The organism is Streptosporangium carneum (assembly GCF_027922005.1).
Classification (GTDB): Bacteria; Actinomycetota; Actinomycetes; order Streptosporangiales; family Streptosporangiaceae; genus Streptosporangium; species Streptosporangium carneum.
The window spans coordinates 88,114-107,036 of record NZ_BSEV01000005.1 but is presented as its reverse complement, the minus strand read 5'-3'; the positions used below and the strand labels follow the sequence as shown (position 1 = coordinate 107,036).

At 72.2% G+C, this 18,923-nt stretch carries 10 protein-coding genes; 3 read left to right on the top strand and 7 right to left on the bottom strand.

Translation table 11 applies throughout. From position 1 onward, the window contains the following. Window positions 1-42: 42 nt before the first annotated feature. Genes PKF00_RS14005 through PKF00_RS13975 form a run of 7 tightly spaced genes read right to left on the bottom strand, consistent with a single transcriptional unit; the run spans window position 43 to window position 11,776 of the window. Window positions 43-5,580: a non-ribosomal peptide synthetase/MFS transporter gene (locus PKF00_RS14005; RefSeq protein ID WP_271217918.1), complete on the bottom strand. Its 5,538-nt coding sequence runs from the start codon at window positions 5,578-5,580 to the stop codon at window positions 43-45. Next, window positions 5,577-7,013 (bottom strand): 2-oxo acid dehydrogenase subunit E2, encoded by a 1,437-nt coding sequence (locus PKF00_RS14000; RefSeq protein WP_271217917.1) that lies wholly within the window; start codon window positions 7,011-7,013, stop codon window positions 5,577-5,579. The genes PKF00_RS14005 and PKF00_RS14000 overlap by 4 nt, the downstream gene beginning before the upstream one ends. Further along, window positions 7,006-7,980: an alpha-ketoacid dehydrogenase subunit beta gene (locus tag PKF00_RS13995; RefSeq protein ID WP_271217916.1), complete on the bottom strand. Its 975-nt coding sequence runs from the start codon at window positions 7,978-7,980 to the stop codon at window positions 7,006-7,008. The genes PKF00_RS14000 and PKF00_RS13995 overlap by 8 nt, the downstream gene beginning before the upstream one ends. Further along, window positions 7,977-8,894 (bottom strand): thiamine pyrophosphate-dependent dehydrogenase E1 component subunit alpha, encoded by a 918-nt coding sequence (locus PKF00_RS13990; protein ID WP_271217915.1) that lies wholly within the window; start codon window positions 8,892-8,894, stop codon window positions 7,977-7,979. The genes PKF00_RS13995 and PKF00_RS13990 overlap by 4 nt, the downstream gene beginning before the upstream one ends. Further along, window positions 8,887-9,117, bottom strand: coding sequence for a phosphopantetheine-binding protein (locus PKF00_RS13985; RefSeq protein WP_271217914.1), 231 nt, complete (start codon window positions 9,115-9,117; stop codon window positions 8,887-8,889). The genes PKF00_RS13990 and PKF00_RS13985 overlap by 8 nt, the downstream gene beginning before the upstream one ends. After that, window positions 9,096-10,331 carry a condensation domain-containing protein gene (locus tag PKF00_RS13980; protein ID WP_271217913.1) on the bottom strand — a complete coding sequence of 412 codons (1,236 nt, stop codon included), beginning with the start codon at window positions 10,329-10,331 and terminating at the stop codon, window positions 9,096-9,098. The genes PKF00_RS13985 and PKF00_RS13980 overlap by 22 nt, the downstream gene beginning before the upstream one ends. Then, window positions 10,328-11,776, bottom strand: coding sequence for a class I adenylate-forming enzyme family protein (locus PKF00_RS13975; protein WP_271217912.1), 1,449 nt, complete (start codon window positions 11,774-11,776; stop codon window positions 10,328-10,330). Before PKF00_RS13975 ends, PKF00_RS13980 begins: the two co-directional genes overlap by 4 nt. Before the next feature lie 365 nt (window positions 11,777-12,141). Here PKF00_RS13975 and PKF00_RS13970 point away from each other — a divergent pair, with 365 nt between their 5' ends. From PKF00_RS13970 to PKF00_RS13960, 3 genes are all read left to right on the top strand, one after another. Continuing rightward, a complete protein-coding gene (locus PKF00_RS13970) occupies window positions 12,142-18,387 on the top strand; it encodes a non-ribosomal peptide synthetase (RefSeq protein ID WP_271217911.1) in 6,246 nt (2,081 codons plus the stop codon). Further along, window positions 18,384-18,557, top strand: coding sequence for an MbtH family protein (locus tag PKF00_RS13965; protein ID WP_271217910.1), 174 nt, complete (start codon window positions 18,384-18,386; stop codon window positions 18,555-18,557). The genes PKF00_RS13970 and PKF00_RS13965 overlap by 4 nt, the downstream gene beginning before the upstream one ends. A gap of 80 nt (window positions 18,558-18,637) precedes the next feature. Further along, on the top strand, window positions 18,638-18,889 hold the full coding sequence (locus PKF00_RS13960; RefSeq protein ID WP_271217909.1) for an acyl carrier protein: 252 nt from the start codon (window positions 18,638-18,640) through the stop codon (window positions 18,887-18,889). Window positions 18,890-18,923 lie beyond the last annotated feature (34 nt).

Below are 18,923 nucleotides of genomic sequence, written 5' to 3'. Positions count from 1 at the left end.
GGGAGTCTCCCCGTCGGGCGGACGCCTGACGGGGAAGTCGTGTCACACCTCCGTGGTCCTCCTGATCGGAACCACCTCCGCCAGCGACTCCTGACGCTTCTGGACGGTCTGGAAGCCGACCAGGTCGTCGGGGAGCGCGTCCGGCACCTCCTCGTCGAACCTGGACAGGGTCCTGGTCCGCAGCGCGACCAGCGCGATGGCGGCGATGGCGACCGCGAACAGGACGTACATCAGGCCGACGCCCCGGCCGGGCCCCGTGCCGATCACGGCGCCGACGGTGTCGGCCAGCGCGCCGCCGGGCATCATCAGCGGGTCGAAGAGCGCGCTGCCGTACGGCGCGACCAGGCCGAAGCCGATGGGCAGCGTGGACCAGGCGATGAGCGTGTTCAGCGCGATGACGCGGCCGTGGAAGCGCTGCGGCACCTTGACCTGGATGATCGTGGCGTAGACGCCGTTGAGCATGGTCAGCCAGAACGACATCCCGAAGACGCCGATCGAGATCACGACCAGGTTCTGCTGGAAGCCGGTGACCAGGCAGAAGACCGACAGCACCAGCGTGGAGAGCATGACGCCGCGCAGCCTCTGCCGCCTAGGGCCGCCCCAGACGGTCATGGCCATTCCGGCGAGGAAGACGCCCAGGCCGCCGAAGAAGGAGACCCTGCCGACGTCGTCGAGCGTGGCGAAGCCCAGGACCAGCGGGGAGATGAGCAGGAAGAGCGGGGACAGGAAGACGTTCAGGAAGGCGAAGAAGAAGAGCATCGAGCGGAAGCCCTTCACGCCCCAGGAGAACTTCCAGCCCTCGACCATCTCCGCGGTCAGCGACTCCCTGCGCCTGAAGGCCATGGTCTTCGGGAAACGGACGAAGAGCAGGACCACGATGGCGAACACGTAGGAGCCGACGTCCAGGGCGAGGATGCCCTCCAGGCCGATCAGGGACATCAGGCCGACGGCGACCAGCGGGACGACCAGCTGGGCGGTACCGGTGATCATCTGGACGACGCCGTTGGCGTGGCCGAGGAAGCGCTTGGGGACCAGTTGCGGGATCGCCGAGTTGTAGGCGAGACGCTGGAAGGTGAGCGCCACCGACAGCAGCACGATGAGCGGGTAGATGTGCCAGACGTCGAGGTTGCCGGTCCACAGCAGCAGGCCGAGGATGAGCTGGGTGCCGAACGCCCCGAGGTCTCCGGCGAGCATGATCCTGCGCCGGTCGTAGCGGTCGACGAGGGTGCCCGCGATCGGGGCGACCAGCATGCCGGGGACGAGGGCCAGCACCGAGAACAGCGCGAACCTGGCGAGCGAGCCGGTGTGGACGTAGATCCACAGCGGGATGGCGAACTCCGTCAGCGACGATCCGACGATCGAGATGAGCTGTCCCGCCGCCACGGCGGCGAAGCGCTTCATGCTCGGCTGCGGCCCGAGCCTGGCCGCGCCGGGCGGGGCTCCGCGGCCGGGCGCCGGCCCGCCCGCCCGCGTGGCGGGAGTGGAGACGAGCTCCGCGGGAGTGTCCGGCACGGAACTCCCGAGGTCGGAGTCCTGCAGTTCGGACAGCTCCGACGCGCTGAGCGTGGACGCCGCGGCGGACACGGGCTCGGAGGCCGTCTGCTGGGAGACGCCCTCGAGCCACCAGGTGGACCTCGCCGTACGGCCGAGCCGCTCGGTCTCACCCGAGGCGATGGCCCGGTGGGTGCCGGTGACGATGGTGGCGAGCTCCTCGGCCCGGTACTTCAGGAAGAAGTGCCCGGCCTCGTCGAGGACGACCACGGCGGTCGAGTCGGTCAGCAGGTGCCACTCGCGGAAGCGCTCCTGGTAGAACTCGGTGGCCGGGTCGCGCTCGCCCGCGACGGAGATGATCGGCGCCTTGAGCGGCTCGACCCCCTCCTCGAACAGGCGGGTAAAGTAGCGCTCGGCCTCCCTGGTGCCCTTGCGCCGGTTGTCGATCACCAGCTTGAGCTCGTCGCGGCCGAGGTCCTCGACGTCGAGGCCCGCCGCCTGCAGGGCGTTGGCCCAGACCTGGTCGCTGCGCAGTTTGTCGGTCAGGTTCGCCAGCCACGCCAGCGCCGACTGCGGCCTGGCGAAGGGGAAGACGCCGCCGAGGTAGATGGCGTCGACCTGGCGGCCCGCCGCCTCCAGACGCCGGGCGATCTCCACGGTGAGCATGACGCCGAGCCCGCAGTGGCCGTAGAGCGCCAGCGGCCCCTTGATCCCCTTGAGGATCTCCTCGACGCAGCCCTCCGCGACCTCGGCGACCGGACGGGTCTCCTCGACCAGCCCCATCTCCTGGCCGGGCACCGCGACCGCGTGCAGCGCCCAGTTCTTGGGCAGCGCGTCGGCCAGCGGCTGGTAGATGGCCGCGCTGCCGCCGCCGTACGGCACGCAGACGACGGTCGAGGTGGCGGTGCGGGCCGGGGTGAGGCGGTGCAGGAGCATGCGCGGGCCGCTGTCGCCCGCCTCGACGACCTGGGCCAGCTCGCGCACGGTGCGGTGCTTGAACAGGTCGAGGATGCTGACCTGGCGCCCGCCTGCGGGGAGAGCCTTCCGCAGGCGGGCCACCACCTGTGCGGCGAGCAGCGAATGTCCGCCCAGGTCGAAGAAGTCGTCCAGCACGCCGACCTGGACCAGCCCGAGCACCGAGGCCCACACCGTGGCGATCGCCTCTTCGACGGGCGTCTCCGGTGGGACGAACCCGGCCTCCTGGTCGGGGCGCTCCTCGTCGGGCTCAGGCAGCCTGGCCCGGTCGACCTTGCCGTGCGACTTCAGCGGCAGTTCGTCCAGCCAGACGAACCGCGCCGGGATCATGTACTCGGGGAGCCGCTCGCCGAGCGTCGCGCGCAGCTCGCTGACCTTGGTCTTCTCCCCGACGAGATAGCCGATGAGCCGGTCCTGGCGCAGCTCGACGACGGCGTGCGCGATTCCCGGCTGGTCGGTGAGGACGGACTCGATCTCCGACAGCTCGACCCGGTAGCCGCGCACCTTGACCTGCAGGTCGCGGCGGCCGAGGAAGCACAGGTCGCCCGAGGGCAGCCAGCGGCCGAGGTCGCCGGTCTTGTACATGCGCGCGCCGGGCTCGCCGTACGGGTCGGGCAGGAACCTGTCGGCCGTCAGCCCCGGCTGCCCGAGGTATCCCCTGGCGAGACGGTCGCCGCCGAGGTAGATCTCACCGGTCATGCCGGGCGGGACGAGCCGCAGGTGCTCGTCGAGCACGTAGACCCTGGCCCCGGGGAGCGGGCTGCCGATCGGCAGGTTCAGCGCCCGTTCGGCCTCGCCGGTGACGGCGTGGGTGGAGATGCCGACGGTGGCCTCCGTCGGGCCGTAGTGGTTGACCACGGTGGTGTGCTCGGTCAGCTCGCGGGCCCAGCTCCACCTGGACGCCTCGCCGCCGAGGATGAGCAGCTTGCGCGGCAGCAGCTCGGCGGGGGTCGCGGCGTCGGAGTCGGCGAGCAGCGACGCGAGGTGCGACGGGGTCATCTTGAGGTAGTCGGTACGGCCGAGCTGCTCGGCGAGCTCCTCGACCGGGGACTGCGGGTCGACCAGGTGCAGCTCGCCGCCGGTCATGAGCGACAGGTAGAAGATCGTCACGCCGAAGTCGAACGAGAGCGACTGCAGCAGCGTGTAGACCCCGGCGGGCTCGACCGCGAAGCGCTCCCTGACCCCGGCCAGGTAGTTCAGCACCTGCCGGTGCTGCACCCCGACGCCCTTCGGACGCCCCGTCGTCCCCGAGGTGTAGATGACGTACGCCAGGTTGTCCGCGGTGACCTCGGGGGCCTCGAACGCGGTCTCCTCCAGCGCCTCGGCGTCCAGGCGGACGACCTGGGGCCCCGCGACCAGCTCGCTCAGGGCCGAGGTGGTGACGACCACGGCCGCCCCCGCGTCGCCGAGCATGTAGGCCAGGCGGTCACGGGGCTGCTTGGGGTCGAGCGGCACGTACGCGCCGCCGGACTTCAGCACCCCCAGCACGGCCGCCGCCAGGTCGACCGACTGGTCGAGCAGGACGCCCACTCTGCTGTCCGGGCCGACGCCGTACCTGTTGCGGAGAAGTGCGGCGATCCGGTCGGAGCGGTGGTCGAGCTCGGCGTAGGTGAGGTGGTCGCCCTCGTGGACCACGGCCTTCGCGTCGGGGGTCAGCGCCGCCTGGGCGGTGACCAGCTCGTGGAGCAGGTCGTGGCCGACGGGGGCGGGCAGGGTGCTGGAGCCGAAGCCCAGGACCAGGTCCCGCTCCTCCTCCGACAGCAGCGACAGCTCGCCGACCCGGGTCCCGGGGTCCGCGACGATCGACCGCAGCAGCGTCTCGAACCGGGAGGCCAGCAGCTCGACGCTCTCCCGGTCGAACAGCGCGGTGCTGTAGGTGAAGTTGCCGACCAGCCCGTCCGGGCTCTCGAAGAGGTACAGGGCCAGGTCGTAACGGGTGGTCTTGGCGGGAAGGGTGACGTAGGAGACGCGCCCGTCCTCCTCGCCCGCCTTGTAGTTCTGCAACGCGAACGTCACCTGGACCAGGGGCGACCTGCTGACGTCGCGGACGACGTTCAGCTCGCTGACGAGCTGGTCGAACGGCAGCTCCTGGTGGGCGAACGCGTCCAGCGCGGTCTCGCGGGTGCGGGCGAGGAAGGCGGTGAACGACGGGTCGTCCGCCAGGTCGGCGCGGAGCACCAGCGTGTTGACGAACATGCCGACGACGCCGTCCAGCTCGGGCAGCCCCCGCCCGGCGACCGGAGAGCCGACCGCGAAGTCCGTCTGCCCCGAGTAGCGGGCCAGCAGGACCTGGAAGGCCGCCATCAGCGTCATGTACGGCGTCGCGCCCGTGGACTTGGCCAGCTCGGCGAGCCGCCCGGTGAGGTCGGCGTCGAGCGCGAAGTCGAGGGCGGCTCCCTCGTAGCCCTGCTCGGCGGGGCGCGGCCTGTCGGTCGGCAGCTCGATCGCGGGGAGCCCGGCGAGCTTGTCGCGCCAGTGGTCGACCTCGCCCCGGTGGTCGCGCCCCCGCTGCCAGACGGCGTAGTCGCCGTAGCCGACCTGGGGTTGCGGCAGGGTCTTGCCGTCGTGCAGGGCGAGCAGCTCGCGGATGACGAGGTCGATGGACCAGCCGTCGACGACGGTGTGATGCGCGGCCAGCAGGAGCACGTGGTCGGCGGGGGCGAGCTTGACCAGGACGGTCCTGAACAGCGGGCCCAGCTCCAGGTCGAACGGGGTGGCGAGCTCGGCGTCGAACAGCTCGACGGCGGCCTCCAGGCTCGCGGCCTCGGTCACGCGCAGCTCGGCGGGGCGGGGCTCGTCGACGACCAGCTCGGGGGTGCCGTCCTCGGTGGTGAGGAAGCGCATCCGCAGGGCCTCGTGGCGGGTGACGGTCTCGTCGAGGGCCCGGCGCAGCGCGTCGACGTCCACCTCGCCGTACAGGCGGACCGCGACGGGGACCGTGTAGGTGGTGGTGCCGGGACGGTACTGCTCCAGGAACCACAGGCGTTCCTGGGCGTGGGACAGAGGCGGCGTGGTGGCGGGGTCCCTGGCCGTGATGGTCCGGGACTCCTCCCGGCGCCGGAGCCGCTGGGCGAGCAGTGCCCGCTTGGCGTCCGACAGCGTTGTCTCGGTCATTGCAGCTCCGTCCGGAGGGCGGCGAGGAAGAGCGCGGCGTCCCTGCCGTTGATCAGTCGATGGTCGTAGGCGAGGCCGATGTTGGCGACCGTTCGCGCCGTCACGGCGCCGTCCTCTCCGAGGACGAGTTCCGGCTGCGGCGAGGTGATCGCGAGCGCGCAGACCGTCCCGGGGAAGATGAAGGGGATCGCGAGGACGACGTCGGCGTCGGTGTGCAGGGTGACGGCGATGTTGGCGCCGACGAGGTCCTTCTCCCTGAAGTCGCCCTCGGCCGCGGCCAGGCGGTACCGCATGAGCGCGTCGGCGATCTCCCTCAGCGACCCGGTCTCACGGACGACCGGGACGTAGAGCCCCTCGCCCATGTCGAAGGTGACGCCGACGCGCGGAGCGTCGGCCCGCCTGGCCCGGTCCCCGTCGACCGAGGCGAAGAACAGCGGGAAGGCCGGGTGCAGCGCGGCCACGGCCTGGACGAACAGCTCCGCCAGCCCGACCGGCCTGCGGACCTCCCTGCTCAGCCCCCTGGCGCGCTCCAGCGACGGGCCCACGTCGAACTTCATCGCGGTGTAGGCGGCGGGGATCGTGTCGTGCGAGGTCGTGACGGCTCTGGCGACGGCCCGCTGGACCCGGGACAGCACGTGCGTCCCCGCCGCGTCGTCCGCGTCGCCCACCCTGTCCGCGCCGTCCGCGTCGCGCGTGCCGCCCGCGCCTTCCGTGCTTCCCTCGCCCCCCGGGGTTTCCCCCGTGTTCGCCGGGTCCTCCGCGCCGGTCGCTTCGCGCGTGCCCGCCGGGCCGCCGGCCCGCCCCGCGAGGCGCTCCACGTCGGCGCGCCGGACGACGGCGAGGCCGAGCGCCGCGATCTGGGCGGGGGTGACGCCGAGCTCCGTCATGAGGGCGCGGGCGGGGTCGGTGATGACGGGGTCCCGCGCGGGAAGGGCCGGGTCCGCGGCCCGGGAGTCCTCAGGGAACGGGCCCTGGCCGCCGGAGACGACCGGACGACCGGGGGCGGCCGTGTCGCCGGAAACGGGCCCGCCGGAGGAGACGGGCACACCGTCGCCGGCAGGCGCGTCGACGGGAACGTCCGTCCCGCCGGAGGCGACCGTTTCCCCGGGGACGACCGTGCCCACGGAGGCGACCGTTTCCACGGGGGCGAGCACGTCCCCGGCGACGACCGTGTCCCCGGGGGCGAGAGCGGGCGCGTCCGGCTCCGCGGTGATCCGGGCCAGAACGGCGCCGGGAGCGATCCAGGCGTTGAGCGCGGCGACGTGGTGCAGGTAGCCGGACTCCTCGGCCTCCAGCTCGTCGGCCGCCTTCGAGGTCTCCAGGACGGCGACGGGCTCCCCCTCCCTGACAGGCTTGCCGTCCTCGACGAGCCACGCCACCACGAGGTACTCGGTGTCGTTGTTGTTGAGCTTGGGGACGCGGATGTCAGCCACGCAGAGCCTTTCGTACGGCGTCGTGGATCGTGGACTCCCCCGCCAGGACCTCGCTTTCGAGGTGGGCCGCGGTGGGGATCACGCTGGCCCTGGAGTGGACGAGACGGACGGGGCCGCGCAGGCGGTCCCACACGCGCTCGTGCAGGAGATGGGCGACCTCGCCGCCCCAGGTGCCGCCCGCCGTGCTCTCCTCCGCGACCAGGACGACCTCGCCGAGGTGGGGCAGCATCGCGTCGACGTCCAGCGGGTAGAGCCTGGACGGGACCAGCAGCCTGCAGGAGATCTCCTGCTGGAGCACCAGGGTCTTCATCGCGGCCAGCGTCCTGTGCGCCATCCCGCCCGGAGCGATGATCACGCAGTCGGGCCGGTCCTCCAGGTCGATCACCGCGAGCTCGCCGTCGCGGCGCACCCGGAACATCGGGTCCACCTGGTCCATCTGCCGCGTGTAGAGGACCTTGTCCTCGAAGAACAGGCACGGCTCGCCCCGCTGGAGCATCGCCGTGAACACCGCGCGGTTGTCGTGGAAGGGCGACATCTCATACAGCGAGAGGCCGGGCATGCCGACGAAGTGCTTCTGCATGCTCTGGCTGTGCGTGGGGCCGTAGCCCCTGCCGCCGCCGGTCGGGCAGCGCACGACCATCCGCAGCGGCAGGCGTTTGCCGTACATGGAGACCGACTTGCTGGCGAAGTTGCAGATCTGGTCGAAGGCGAGCGCGACGAAGTCGCCGAACATGATCTCGGCGACGGCCGTGTTGCCGGTCAGCGCCAGGCCCGCCGCGACGCCGGTCAGGGCGCCCTCGCTGATCGGGGTGCCGATCACGCGCCCGGGGAACCGCATCGACAGGCCCTTGGTGATCTTGAATGCCCCGCCGTACGGGTCGAGGACGTCCTCGCCGAGGACGTAGGCGGTCGGGTCGTCGTCCAGCAGCCCGTGCAGGGCCGCGTTGAGGTTCTCCGCGACTCTCACGACTCCTCCCAGCGGGAGAGCGGACGGGCGGCGACCTCGTCGGCGATGGCCTGGACCTCGGCCCTGACCAGCCTGTCGAGCCGGTGGAACTGGTCGGGGTGGTCGTTGGCGTAGCGGACGTACCAGTCGTTGTCCCTGGCGGCCTGCACGGCGTCGGCGGGACGGATGTCGTCGCCCTTGCTGTGCGGGCCGAGCCTGTGGGTCACGAACTCGACCACTAGCGGCCTGCAGTCGCGCACCTCGGTGACCAGGGGCTCGAGCGAGGTCCTGATCTCGTTGACGTCGGTCGAGACGACCAGGTGGTGTTTGACGCCGAACGCCGCCGCCCTGCCCGCGATGCTGCCGGCCATCTGCGAGGTGGTCGGCGTCGACTGGGCGATGCCGTTGTTCTCCACCACCACCAGCAGCGGCAGCCGCCAGAGCGAGGCCAGGTTCAGCGCCTCGTAGACCGCGCCCTCGCCCCAGGTGCCGTCGCCGATGTAGACGCAGGCCAGCGCCCCCGGCTCGGCCCGCTTGAGGTGGAGGGCGACCCCGGCGGCCACGGGCAGGCTCTCGCCCTGCACGCCGGTGGACAGGTAGCGGTCACGGTGGATGTGCTGGCTGCCGCCGACGCCCCCGCAGACCGCCCCCTCCCTGCCCATGATCTCGGCGAGCAGGCCGTGCGGGTCGGCGAACCTGGCCAGGTAGTGGCCGTGCCCCCGGTGGTTGCTGAAGATGTGGTCGTGCTCGCCGAGCAGCGGGCGCAGCGAGACGGGAACGTACTCCTGCCCGAGACAGGTGTGCGTCGTGCCGTTCAGCTCACCTCTGCCGTACAGCTCGAGGAGCTTCAGCTCGAAGTGCCTGACCAGCAGCAGCAGTTCCAGGTCGTCGTCACCGAGGCGGGACAGACGGAGCCGGTCGAGGGTCTCAGTCATCTCCGAGGGACTCCACGATTCCCGCGATGGTCGGATTGTCGAAGAAGTCGTCGAGGGAGACCTCGATGTCCAGGCGCTTGCGCATGCGGGCGATGATCTGGGTGATGGTCAGGGAGTGACCGCCCAGGTCGAAGATGTCGTCGTTGTCGTCGATCGGCGAGATGCCCAGGACTTCTTCCCAGATCTCGCGCACCTGGTCGGTCAGGGTGGTGACGGAACCCATCTCTTCTCCAGAGTTTCGTTCAGTAGCTTCTTGATCGGAATGTCGGGGGTCTGCGTGGCGCGTTCCAGAAGAAGACGCAGGTCATCGGCCGCTTTTCGGGCGTCCGGAACCACCTCGGGATCATGGCGCAGGCTGACCGTGAGCCCGTCGCGGCCGTCGACGCACTGCAGGTGCAGCGCGCCCCGGACCGCGTGGTTGAAGACCGTCCACTCCACCGAGGCGTCGAGACCGGTGAACACCGGGTCGGCGTCGCGGCGGGTGCGGTAGCTGACGGAGACGGGGACGAGCGCGGCGTGCGGCCTGAGACGGGGCATCGCCGCGGAGAGCGGCACCTGGCGGAACCGGTAGACCTCGCGCAGCCCCGCCCGCAGCCTCGCGCCGAACGCCAGGAAGCTCTCGTCCGGGGACGGCGCAGAGGAGACCGGCAGCTCGTTGACGAACAGGCCGACGTGGTCGGCCGCCTCGGGGGGCCGGGTGGACAGGTCGACGGCGGTGGTCACCCGCTCGTTGCCGTATCCCGCGAGCAGGACGTGCAGCGCGGACAGCAGCGTCTCGAACCGGGTCAGCCCGTCGACGGAGGGGTCGGCGGTGAAGTGCAGCATCCGGCCCTCGCCCGCGTGCCTGGAGCGCAGCGCCCTGCCGAGCATCACGGTCTCGCCCGGATCCTGCCAGCGGAGCTTCCAGAACTCCCGCGCCTCGGGGAGCAGGGCGGTCACCCGGTCGCGCTCCGCCCCGCCGTGGTCGACGGCCGCGAGCGGAGGCGGCGGCTCGCCGTTGTGGAAGGCGGCCAGGTCACGGACCAGGATGTCCTTGGACTGACCGTCGAAGACGAGGTGGTGGGCGACGAACAGGAGCGTGTGAAGCCCCGGCCCCGTCTCGAACAGGGTGAACCTGGCCAGCGGCCCGGTCTCCAGGTCGAACCGGCGCAGGATCTCCTCGCGTACGGCCGCCGCGAGGGCCTCCTCGCCCTCCGCGTGGGCGCGCCGTACGGGGACCTCCGCGCCGGGGACGAGCCGCAGCCCGGTGTCCGCCTCCGCGACCACGCCGCCCAGCGCCGGATGACGCTCGACGACGGCCGCGCACGCGGCCAGCAGGGCGTCGGCGTCCAGCTCTCCGCGCAGGTGGACCAGGAGCGGCATGTGGTAGGCGGTCCCCACCTCGACCAGCTGCTCGGTCACCCACATCCCCCGCTGGGTGAACGTGACCTCGCTCATGGCGTCCCCTCCACGCTCCGGCGCAGGGCGCGCTTGTCGACCTTGCCGCCGTTGTTCCGCGGCAGGGCGTCGACGACGGTCACGTGCGCGGGCAGCTCGTGGGAGGCGAGCCTGTCCTTGAGGAAGATCCGCAGCTCCTCGGGCGTGAGGGGGGCCCTGGTCGCCATGGCGACGGCGACGACGGTCCCGAGGACCGGGTGGGGCACGCCGAACGCGGCCGCCTCGACCACGGCGGGGTGCTGGTAGACCGCCTCCTCGACGTGGATCGTCGAGACCTTGTAGGCGCCGGACTTCACCACGTCGCCCTCCCGGTCGACGAGGTAGAGGTAGCCGTCGGCGTCGATGCGGCCGAGGTCGCCCATCCGCACCCAGCCGTCGCGGAAGGTCCCGTTCTCCGGGTCGCCGTAGTAGGCGCGCGGCGCGGCGGGAGAGCGCATCCAGACCTCGCCGGTCTCGCCCGCGGGGAGCGGCTCCCCCTGCTCGGTCGCGACCCTGACCCGCCCCCCGGCGATCGCGCGGCCCACGCTGCCGGGACGGTCCGGGTCGAACATCATGACCGTCTGGGCGGGGGCGGCCTCGGTCGAGGTGTAGTAGTTGGTGATCGTCGCGTTGGGGAAGGCCGCGGTGAGCGCCTGGGCGACGGCGGAGGGCAGCGGCGCGGCGGCCGAGCCGAGCAGCAGCACGCTGGACAGGTCGTGCCTGTCGCCGACCCCGGCGTTGAGCAGCTCGATGGCCATCGCGGGGACGAGGAAGACCGTCCCTGCCCGGTAGGACTCGATCAGCGCGGCGAAGCGGCCCGGGGTGAAGCGCGGCAGCGTCACCACGGCGGGGTGGGCGTCGAGCGCGTTGATCAGCATGGCCTGGCCGGCGTTCGTGCCGATCGGGAACGCGTGGAGCAGGTGCTTGGAGTGCGCGAAGGGACGCCGCTTGGCGCCGCAGCCGTACGCCAGGTTGGCGTGAGTGGCGGAGACGCCCTTCGGACGGCCCGTGGTGCCGGAGGTGTAGAGGATCTGGGCGAGGTCTCCCGGGGCGGGATCGACGATCTCATAGGACGTTTCGGCCCGCAGCCCGGCCGGTGTCGCGGTCCAGCCGATCTCGGGCACGGTGAGGCCCGCCGCGTGGACGACCCCGCTCGCGCGGCAGTGTTCGAGCATGAAGCGCAGGTCGGCGGGGGCGAGGCGGTCGGAGAGCGGCACGGCGACCGCTCCCGCCGCCAGCACCCCGCAGAACGCCGCCGCGTAGTCCGCCCAGTCCGCGCTCCCGAAGACCAGGCCGACCCGATCCCCCCTGGTGACACCCCGGGCGACCAGGCCTTTCGCCATCGCGACAGCCTGCTCGTGCCACTGGAGATAGGTGAGCGGCGCCGATCCGTGCACGATCAGCGCGACCCCGTCAGGTTCGGTGGAGGCCCGGTCTCTGAGCAACTGGGGGACGGTCAGGTTCACCAAGTGAACCTCCCATAAAGATCGGATGTATATGAGCCCGACGCGTGCGGACGTCCGAGATCACTACAGGAAAGAACCTTTACTATTCTAAAACGAGCGTCAGTCTTACATGATCGCCACAGCCACGCAAGCCCTTTGGAGAGGTTGGCCGAACAGACCGGAAACCCCGGCCAGGGCGGGCCTTGCGTACCCGGAGAAGAGGTGTAACACTAACCACCCAGAACTAACTGAAAGGTTTCTTTCCAGAAAGAAGCCCTTCCTCTTCTGTGCTCAACTCGGCAAATATGCGCGGAGCGGGCTTTCGCATACCCATTTTCGAGCGCGATCGCGTGCATGCGAGCCTGCGGCCGCCGAAGGAGCTCTGCGTGCTTCAGCCAGAGACCATCTCACCCGGCCAGCCATGGACGGAGTACCCGCTGTCGTACGGCCAGCAGCGGTTGTGGTTTCTTCACCGCCTCAATCCCGGCGACTCAACCTACAACACATCCTATGTTTACAGGTTGAAAGGCCGTCTTGACTCCGCAGCCCTCGAGGCGGCGTTCACCGCCGTCGCGACGCGGCACGAGAGCCTGCGAACCCGCTTCCGCGAGGTCGGCGGGGAGCCTCTGGCGGTCGTCGAACCCCCCGCCCCGATCGTGGTCGAGCGGCTGGCCGCGGGGAACGACGAGGAAGCGCTCGCGCTGGTCTCCGCGCTCACCAACACGGCCTTCGACCTGGCCGCCGCTCCGCCCTTCCGCGTCTCGCTGATCGAGCTGGGCCCCGAGGAGCACGTGCTCTGCGTCGTCCTGCACCACATCAACGGTGACGGCTGGTCGCTGAACGTGCTCCGTTCCGAGGTCGCCGCCCACTACGCCGGCGGCGCCGCCGCCCCGCTGCCCGACCTCCCCCTCCAGTACGGCGAGCACGCCAGGGCCCAGCTCTCCGCGGACACCGAGCTGCGCTGGTGGGTCGAGCACCTGGCCGGGGTGCCGCCCCTCGACCTGCCGGCCGACCGGCCCCGTCCCCCGCAGCGGACCGGCGAGGGCGACGAGGTGCACTTCACGATCTCCGCCGAGACGGCCGCCGGGATCAACGACCTGGCCCGCCGCGCGCGCTGCACGCCGTACATGGTGCTGCTGTCGGCCTACCAGGTGCTGCTGGCCAGGCACACCGGGCAGGACGACTTCTGCGTCGGCACCCCGTCCGCGGGCCGCGACAGCACCGAGCTGGAGACCATGATCGGTTTCCTGTCGACCACGCTGGCCCTGCGTTGCGACCTGTCCGGCGACCCCGCCTTCGGCGAGTTGCTCAAGCGCACCCGCAAGGTCGTGCTGAACGCGCTGTCCCGCCAGGACGTCCCCTTCGAGCAGTTGGTCGCCGAACTCGACGTGGCGCGGGACCTCAGCCGCACCCCGCTGTTCCAGACCCTGTTCGCCTTCCACACCCACGGCGAGTCCGACGACCCGCTGCCCGGCGTCGCCGCGACCCCCTTCCCCCACGGCTGGACCAGGGCCAGGGTCGACCTGTCGATGGACCTGACTCCCACCGGCGAGGGCCACCTGCTCGGCACCGTGATCTACAGCACCGACCTGTTCGAGCGGAGCACCGTCGAGCGGATGGTCGCCAGGTTCGGGGAGCTGCTCGCGGCGGCCGTCGCGGAGCCGGACACGCCGATCGGCTCACTGCGGATGCTGCCCGAGGCCGAGCTCGCCCTGCTGCGGGAGTGGAACGAGACCGGGTCCGAGCTGCCCGGCGTGACGCTCGTCGACCTCGTGCTCGACCAGGCCGCCGCGACCCCCGACGCCCTCGCGGTCGACACGCTGACCTACGCCGAACTGGTGGAGCGGGCCTCCGGGCTCGCCGGGCGGCTGGCCTCCGCCGGCGTCGGCCGGGGCTCGCTGGTCGCCGTCCAGATGGAACGCGGAAGCGACATGGTCGTCGCGCTGCTGGGCGTGGCGATGAGCGGGGCGGCCTACCTGCCCGTCGACCCCGACTACCCGCGGGCCCGCGTCGCCTACGTGATCGAGGACTCGGGCGCGGCACTGGTCCTGACCGGCCTCGACGACCTCCCGCGGGGGGACGGCGCGGCGCCCGTTCCGACGTCCGGCTCGACCGGCGGGCCGCGCCCTGACGACACCGCGTACGTGCTCTACACCTCGGGGTCGACCGGACGCCCCAAGGGCGTGGTCGTGCCGCACAGCGCGCTGACCAACTTCCTGCTCGCCATGCGGACGCTGGTCGGCTCCTCGCCCCAGGACGTGTGGCTGGCGCTGACCTCGCTGTCGTTCGACATCTCCGCCCTCGAGCTGTACCTGCCCCTGGTGACCGGCGGCAGGCTGGTCGTCGCCGACGCCGAGACTGCGCGTGACGGCGCACGGCTCGCGCGCCTCGTCAGGGACGCCGGAGTGACCCACGTCCAGGCGACGCCGTCGGGATGGCGGGTCCTGCTCAGCGGGGACCTGCCGCCCGTGGTCGGCCTGACCGGCGGTGAACCCCTGCCGCCGCAGTTCGCCAGGGAGCTGCGGCCCAGGGTCGAGCGGCTCGTCAACGTCTACGGCCCGACCGAGACCACGATCTGGTCCACCGCCTGGGAGGTGCCCGCCGACCCCGGTGAGATCGTCATCGGCCGCCCCATCGCCAACACCGTCGTGCACGTGCTGGCCCCTTCGGGCGACCCCGCCCCCGTCGGCGTGCCGGGCGAGCTGCTCATCGGCGGCGCGGGCGTCGCGACCGGCTACCTCGGCCGCCCCGCGCTGACCGCGGAGCGCTTCGTGCCGGGGCCCGGCGGCTCCCGCGTCTACCGCACCGGAGACCTCGCCCGCTGGCGGGGCGACGGCACCCTGGAGTTCCTCGGCCGCACCGACAACCAGGTCAAGCTCCGCGGGCACCGCATCGAACTCGGCGAGATCGAGGCGGTGCTCGACGCCTGCCCCGGCGTGGGGCAGGCGATCGTCGCCGTGCGCGGAGACCGGCTGGTCGCCTTCGTGGTGCCCGCCTCACCGGCTGCCCGGCGGACTCCCCGCGAGGGAGAGCGGCCGGACGCGGAAACCTGGGGGCTCGCCGACGACGTCAGGGAGCGGGCCGGGCGGGAGCTGCCCGCGTACATGGTGCCCAGCGTGTTCGTCGAGGTGGAGACGTTCCCGCTGACCCCGAACGGGAAGATCGACCGCAAGGCCCTGCCCGAGGTCGACGTGACGCCCGGGGCGGGCGCCACGGCCCCCCGCACCCCGGCCGAACGGCTGGTCGCCCAGGTCTTCGCCGAGGTCCTGGGAGCCCCCTCGGTCGGGGCCCACGACGACTTCTTCTCACTCGGCGGCCACTCGCTGCTGGCGACCATGGTCACCGCGCGGCTGTCCGCGCTGTCCGGCGTCGAGGTGCCCGTCAGGGAGGTCTTCCTGCGCCCCAGCGTCGCCGGACTGGCCGAGCTGGTCGCGGCCGGCGGGCAGACGGCTCACGACGCGGAGCGGGAGAACGCTCCCGCGGGCGCCGGAGAGAGCCGCTCCCCCGGCGGGGAGGCCGACGGGCCACGGCCGAGGCCTGAGGGGACCGCGCCGCCGCTGTCCTTCGGCCAGGAACGGCTCTGGTTCCTCAACCGGCTCGACCCCGGCGACGCCTCCTACAACATGTGCCTGGTCAGGCGGCTGCGGGGAAGGCTGGACAGGGACGCGCTCACCAGGGCGCTCGACGGCGTCGCGGCCAGGCACGAGAGCCTGCGCACCCGCTTCCCCGAGGTGGACGGCGCGCCGTCGGTGACCGTCGACCCGCCCGGCCCCGTGCCCGTCGAGGAGGCGGACGCCGCCGACGAGGCGCGGGCCCTCGCGCTCGTCGCGGACCTGACCAACCGGCCCTTCGCCGACCTGGCCTCCAGGCCGCCCCTGCGGGTCACGCTGGTCAGGATCGCTGAGGACGACCACGTGCTGTGCGTCGTGCTGCACCACATCCTCGGCGACGGCTGGTCGCTCAACCTCCTCTTCGAGGAGCTGGCGCACCTGTACTCGGGCCAGGACGACCTGCCCCCGGTGCCGCTCCAGTTCGGCGACGTCGCCCGCTGGCAGCGGGAGCGCGACACCGGGGCCCTGCTCGACTACTGGCGGGACCGCCTGGCGGACCCGACGCCGCTGGACCTGCAGGTCGACAGGCCGCGCACCGCGGGGACCGCCAGGCGCGGCGACGTGGTGACGGTCAGCCTGACCTCCGCCGAGGCCGACGCCCTGGCCCGCCTCGGCAGGGACCACGGCGCGACGATGTTCATGGTCCTGCTCGCCGCCTACCAGGTGCTGCTGGCCCGGCACACCGGCCAGAGCGACATCCTGGTCGGCACGGCGACCGCGGGCAGGGACCGGGTCCAGCTCGAACCCGTCGTCGGCTACCTCAGCGACACGCTGGTCCTGCGCGGCGACCTGTCGGGCGACCCGGCGTTCACCGACCTGCTCCGTGAGACCCAGATCGGCGTCCTGGACGCCTTCTCCCACCAGGGCGTCCCCTTCGAGGAACTGGTGACGGCCCTGCGCGCCGAACGGGACCTCACCAGGACGCCCCTGTTCCAGACCATGTTCATCCTGCACACGCAGGACTCCGGGCACGACCGCGACGCCTTCGCCGGGCTGACCGCCACGGCGTTCGAGCACGGCATGCGGCAGGCCAAGCTGGAGCTCGCCCTCGAGGCCTGGCAGGACGAGCACGAGCTGCTGCTCACCCTGGTCTACGACGCCGAGCTGTTCGACCGGCCGACCGTCGAGGGTCTGGCCGCGCGGTTCCGTCTGCTCCTCACCTCGCTGCCCTCCGCCGCGGGGGACCGGGTCTCCGCGCTGCCGCTGCGCACCGAGGAGGACGACGCCCTGCTCGCGCGTCTCGGCGAGGGGCCCGCGCTGCCCGAGACGCCCCAGGTGCCCGAGCTGGTCGCGGCGGCCGTACGGGCGCGTCCCGACGCCGTCGCGGTCGGCTGCGGGGACGTCACGCTGACCTACGCCGAGCTGGACGCGCGGGCGGACGAGCTGGCGGCGCTCCTGCGGGCACGCGGCGTCACGCCCGGCGACGTGGTGGGCGTCCGCCTGGGCAGGACGCCCGACACGATCGCCGCCCTGCTCGCCGCCTGGCGGGCCGGAGCCGCCTACCTCCCGCTCGACCCCGACTACCCGCGGGAGCGCCTGGCCTTCCTCGTCGAGGACAGCGGGGCGTCCTTCGTGCTCGACTCCGTCGCGGACGACGTGCCGGACAGGACGGCGGGCAGGGCCACGGACAGGACGGCCGGCGCGGCGGACAAGGGGGCGGACGGAACCGGGCCGCGCGACGCCGTCGCGTACGTGATCTACACCTCCGGGTCGACCGGGACGCCGAAGGGCGTGGTGGTCGAGCACGACGGGCTGGCCGCGCGGGTGGCGTGGATGCGCGAGGCGTACGGCCTGCACACCGGCGACCGGGTGGTGCAGTTCGCCTCGCTGAGCTTCGACGCCCACGCCGAGGAGATCTACCCCGCGCTGGCCGCCGGGGCGCGCCTGGAACTGCTTCCCGACGGCGGCGTCACCCTGCCCGACCACCTGGACGGGGTGACGGTGCTGGACCTGCCGACGGCCTACTGGCACGCGCTGGTCGACCAGATCGACGAGATCGCCTGGCCCGACACGCTGCGCCTGGTCATCCTGGGCGGCGAGCAGGTGCACGAGGCCGCGGTCGCGCGCTGGCGGGAGCGCTTCGGCGACCGGGTCAGGCTGGTCAACACCTACGGCCCGACCGAGGCGACGATCATCGCCACCGCGGCCGAGCTGGACGGTTCGCCGGGACGGCCGCCGATCGGCGCGCCCATCGGCGGCACCCGGGTCCTGATCCTGGACGGCGACGGCGAACCCGTGCCGCCGGGAGCCCCCGGCGAGCTGTGCGTCACGGGGGCCGGGCTCGCCAGGGGCTACCTGGGCAGGCCCGCCCTGACCGCGCAGCGGTTCGTGCCGGGCCCGGACGGCTCACGTGTGTACCGGACCGGCGACCGGGCGCGCTGGCGGGCCGACGGGCAGTTGGAGTTCCTCGGCCGCGACGACGACCAGGTCAAGGTCAGAGGCTTCCGGATCGAGCTCGGCGAGATCGAGGCGCGGCTGCTCGCCCGTCCCGGCGTCGGCCAGGCGGCCGTCGCCGTACGCGACGACACCCTGGTCGGCTACGTCGTCGGCACCGCGGACGGCGAGGAGCTGGCCAGGCACCTGGCGGGCACGCTTCCCGCCTACATGGTCCCGGCGCTCTGGGTCCGGCTCGAAGGACTGCCCCTGACCCGGAGCGGCAAGATCGACCGGGCCGCGCTGCCCGCGCCCGCGGTGAGCACGGAGGCGAAGGTCGCTCCGCGCGGCGACGCCGAGGAGCTGGTCGCCGAGGTGTTCGGCGAGGTGCTGGGGATCGGGGAGGTCGGCGCGTTCGACGACTTCTTCGCCCTCGGCGGACACTCCCTGCTCGCCACCCGTGTCATCGCCAGACTGCGCGCCGTCGTCGAGGTGGAGGTGCCGATCCGCACCCTGTTCGCCCGCAGCACCGTGGCCGGGCTCGCAGCCTCGCTCGAGGAACTGCTCATCGCCGAACTGGCGGAACTGTCCGACGACGAGGCCGCCCGCCTCGTCGAAACGCCTCATGGAAACGGGGAGCCGAGATGAATCACCACGTCGTGGTCAACCACGAGGAGCAGTATTCGGTCTGGCCCGAGGGCCGGGACCTGCCGGACGGCTGGCGCCTCGAGGGCTTCACCGGCGGCAGGGAGGAGTGCCTGGCCCACATCGACCAGGTGTGGACCGACCTGCGCCCGCTCAGTGCGAGGGAGTCCTGAGATGTCCGAGGAGTGGATCTGGGTGTCGGCGGACGACGACCGCGCCCGAACGACACACGACCGAATGACAGGAGCCCGCAATGGTTAGGGAACGACTGGCCGCGATGGTGGCCTCGGCGTCGGACGGCGCGGTCACGGCGGAGGAGGCGCTGACCGCCACGGTCCCGCTGTCGGCGCTCGGGGTCACGTCCCTGGCGCAGATGCGGCTGATCGACGCGGTCGAGACGGAGTTCGGAATCGAGATCGACCTGTCCGGCGACGGGCTCGACCTGCTGGACGACCTGGGAGCGCTGGAGCGCTACATCGCGCGAGCCGGGCGCTCGGACTCCTGAACGGGCCGCGACGACGGTCAGGGGCGTTCTTCTA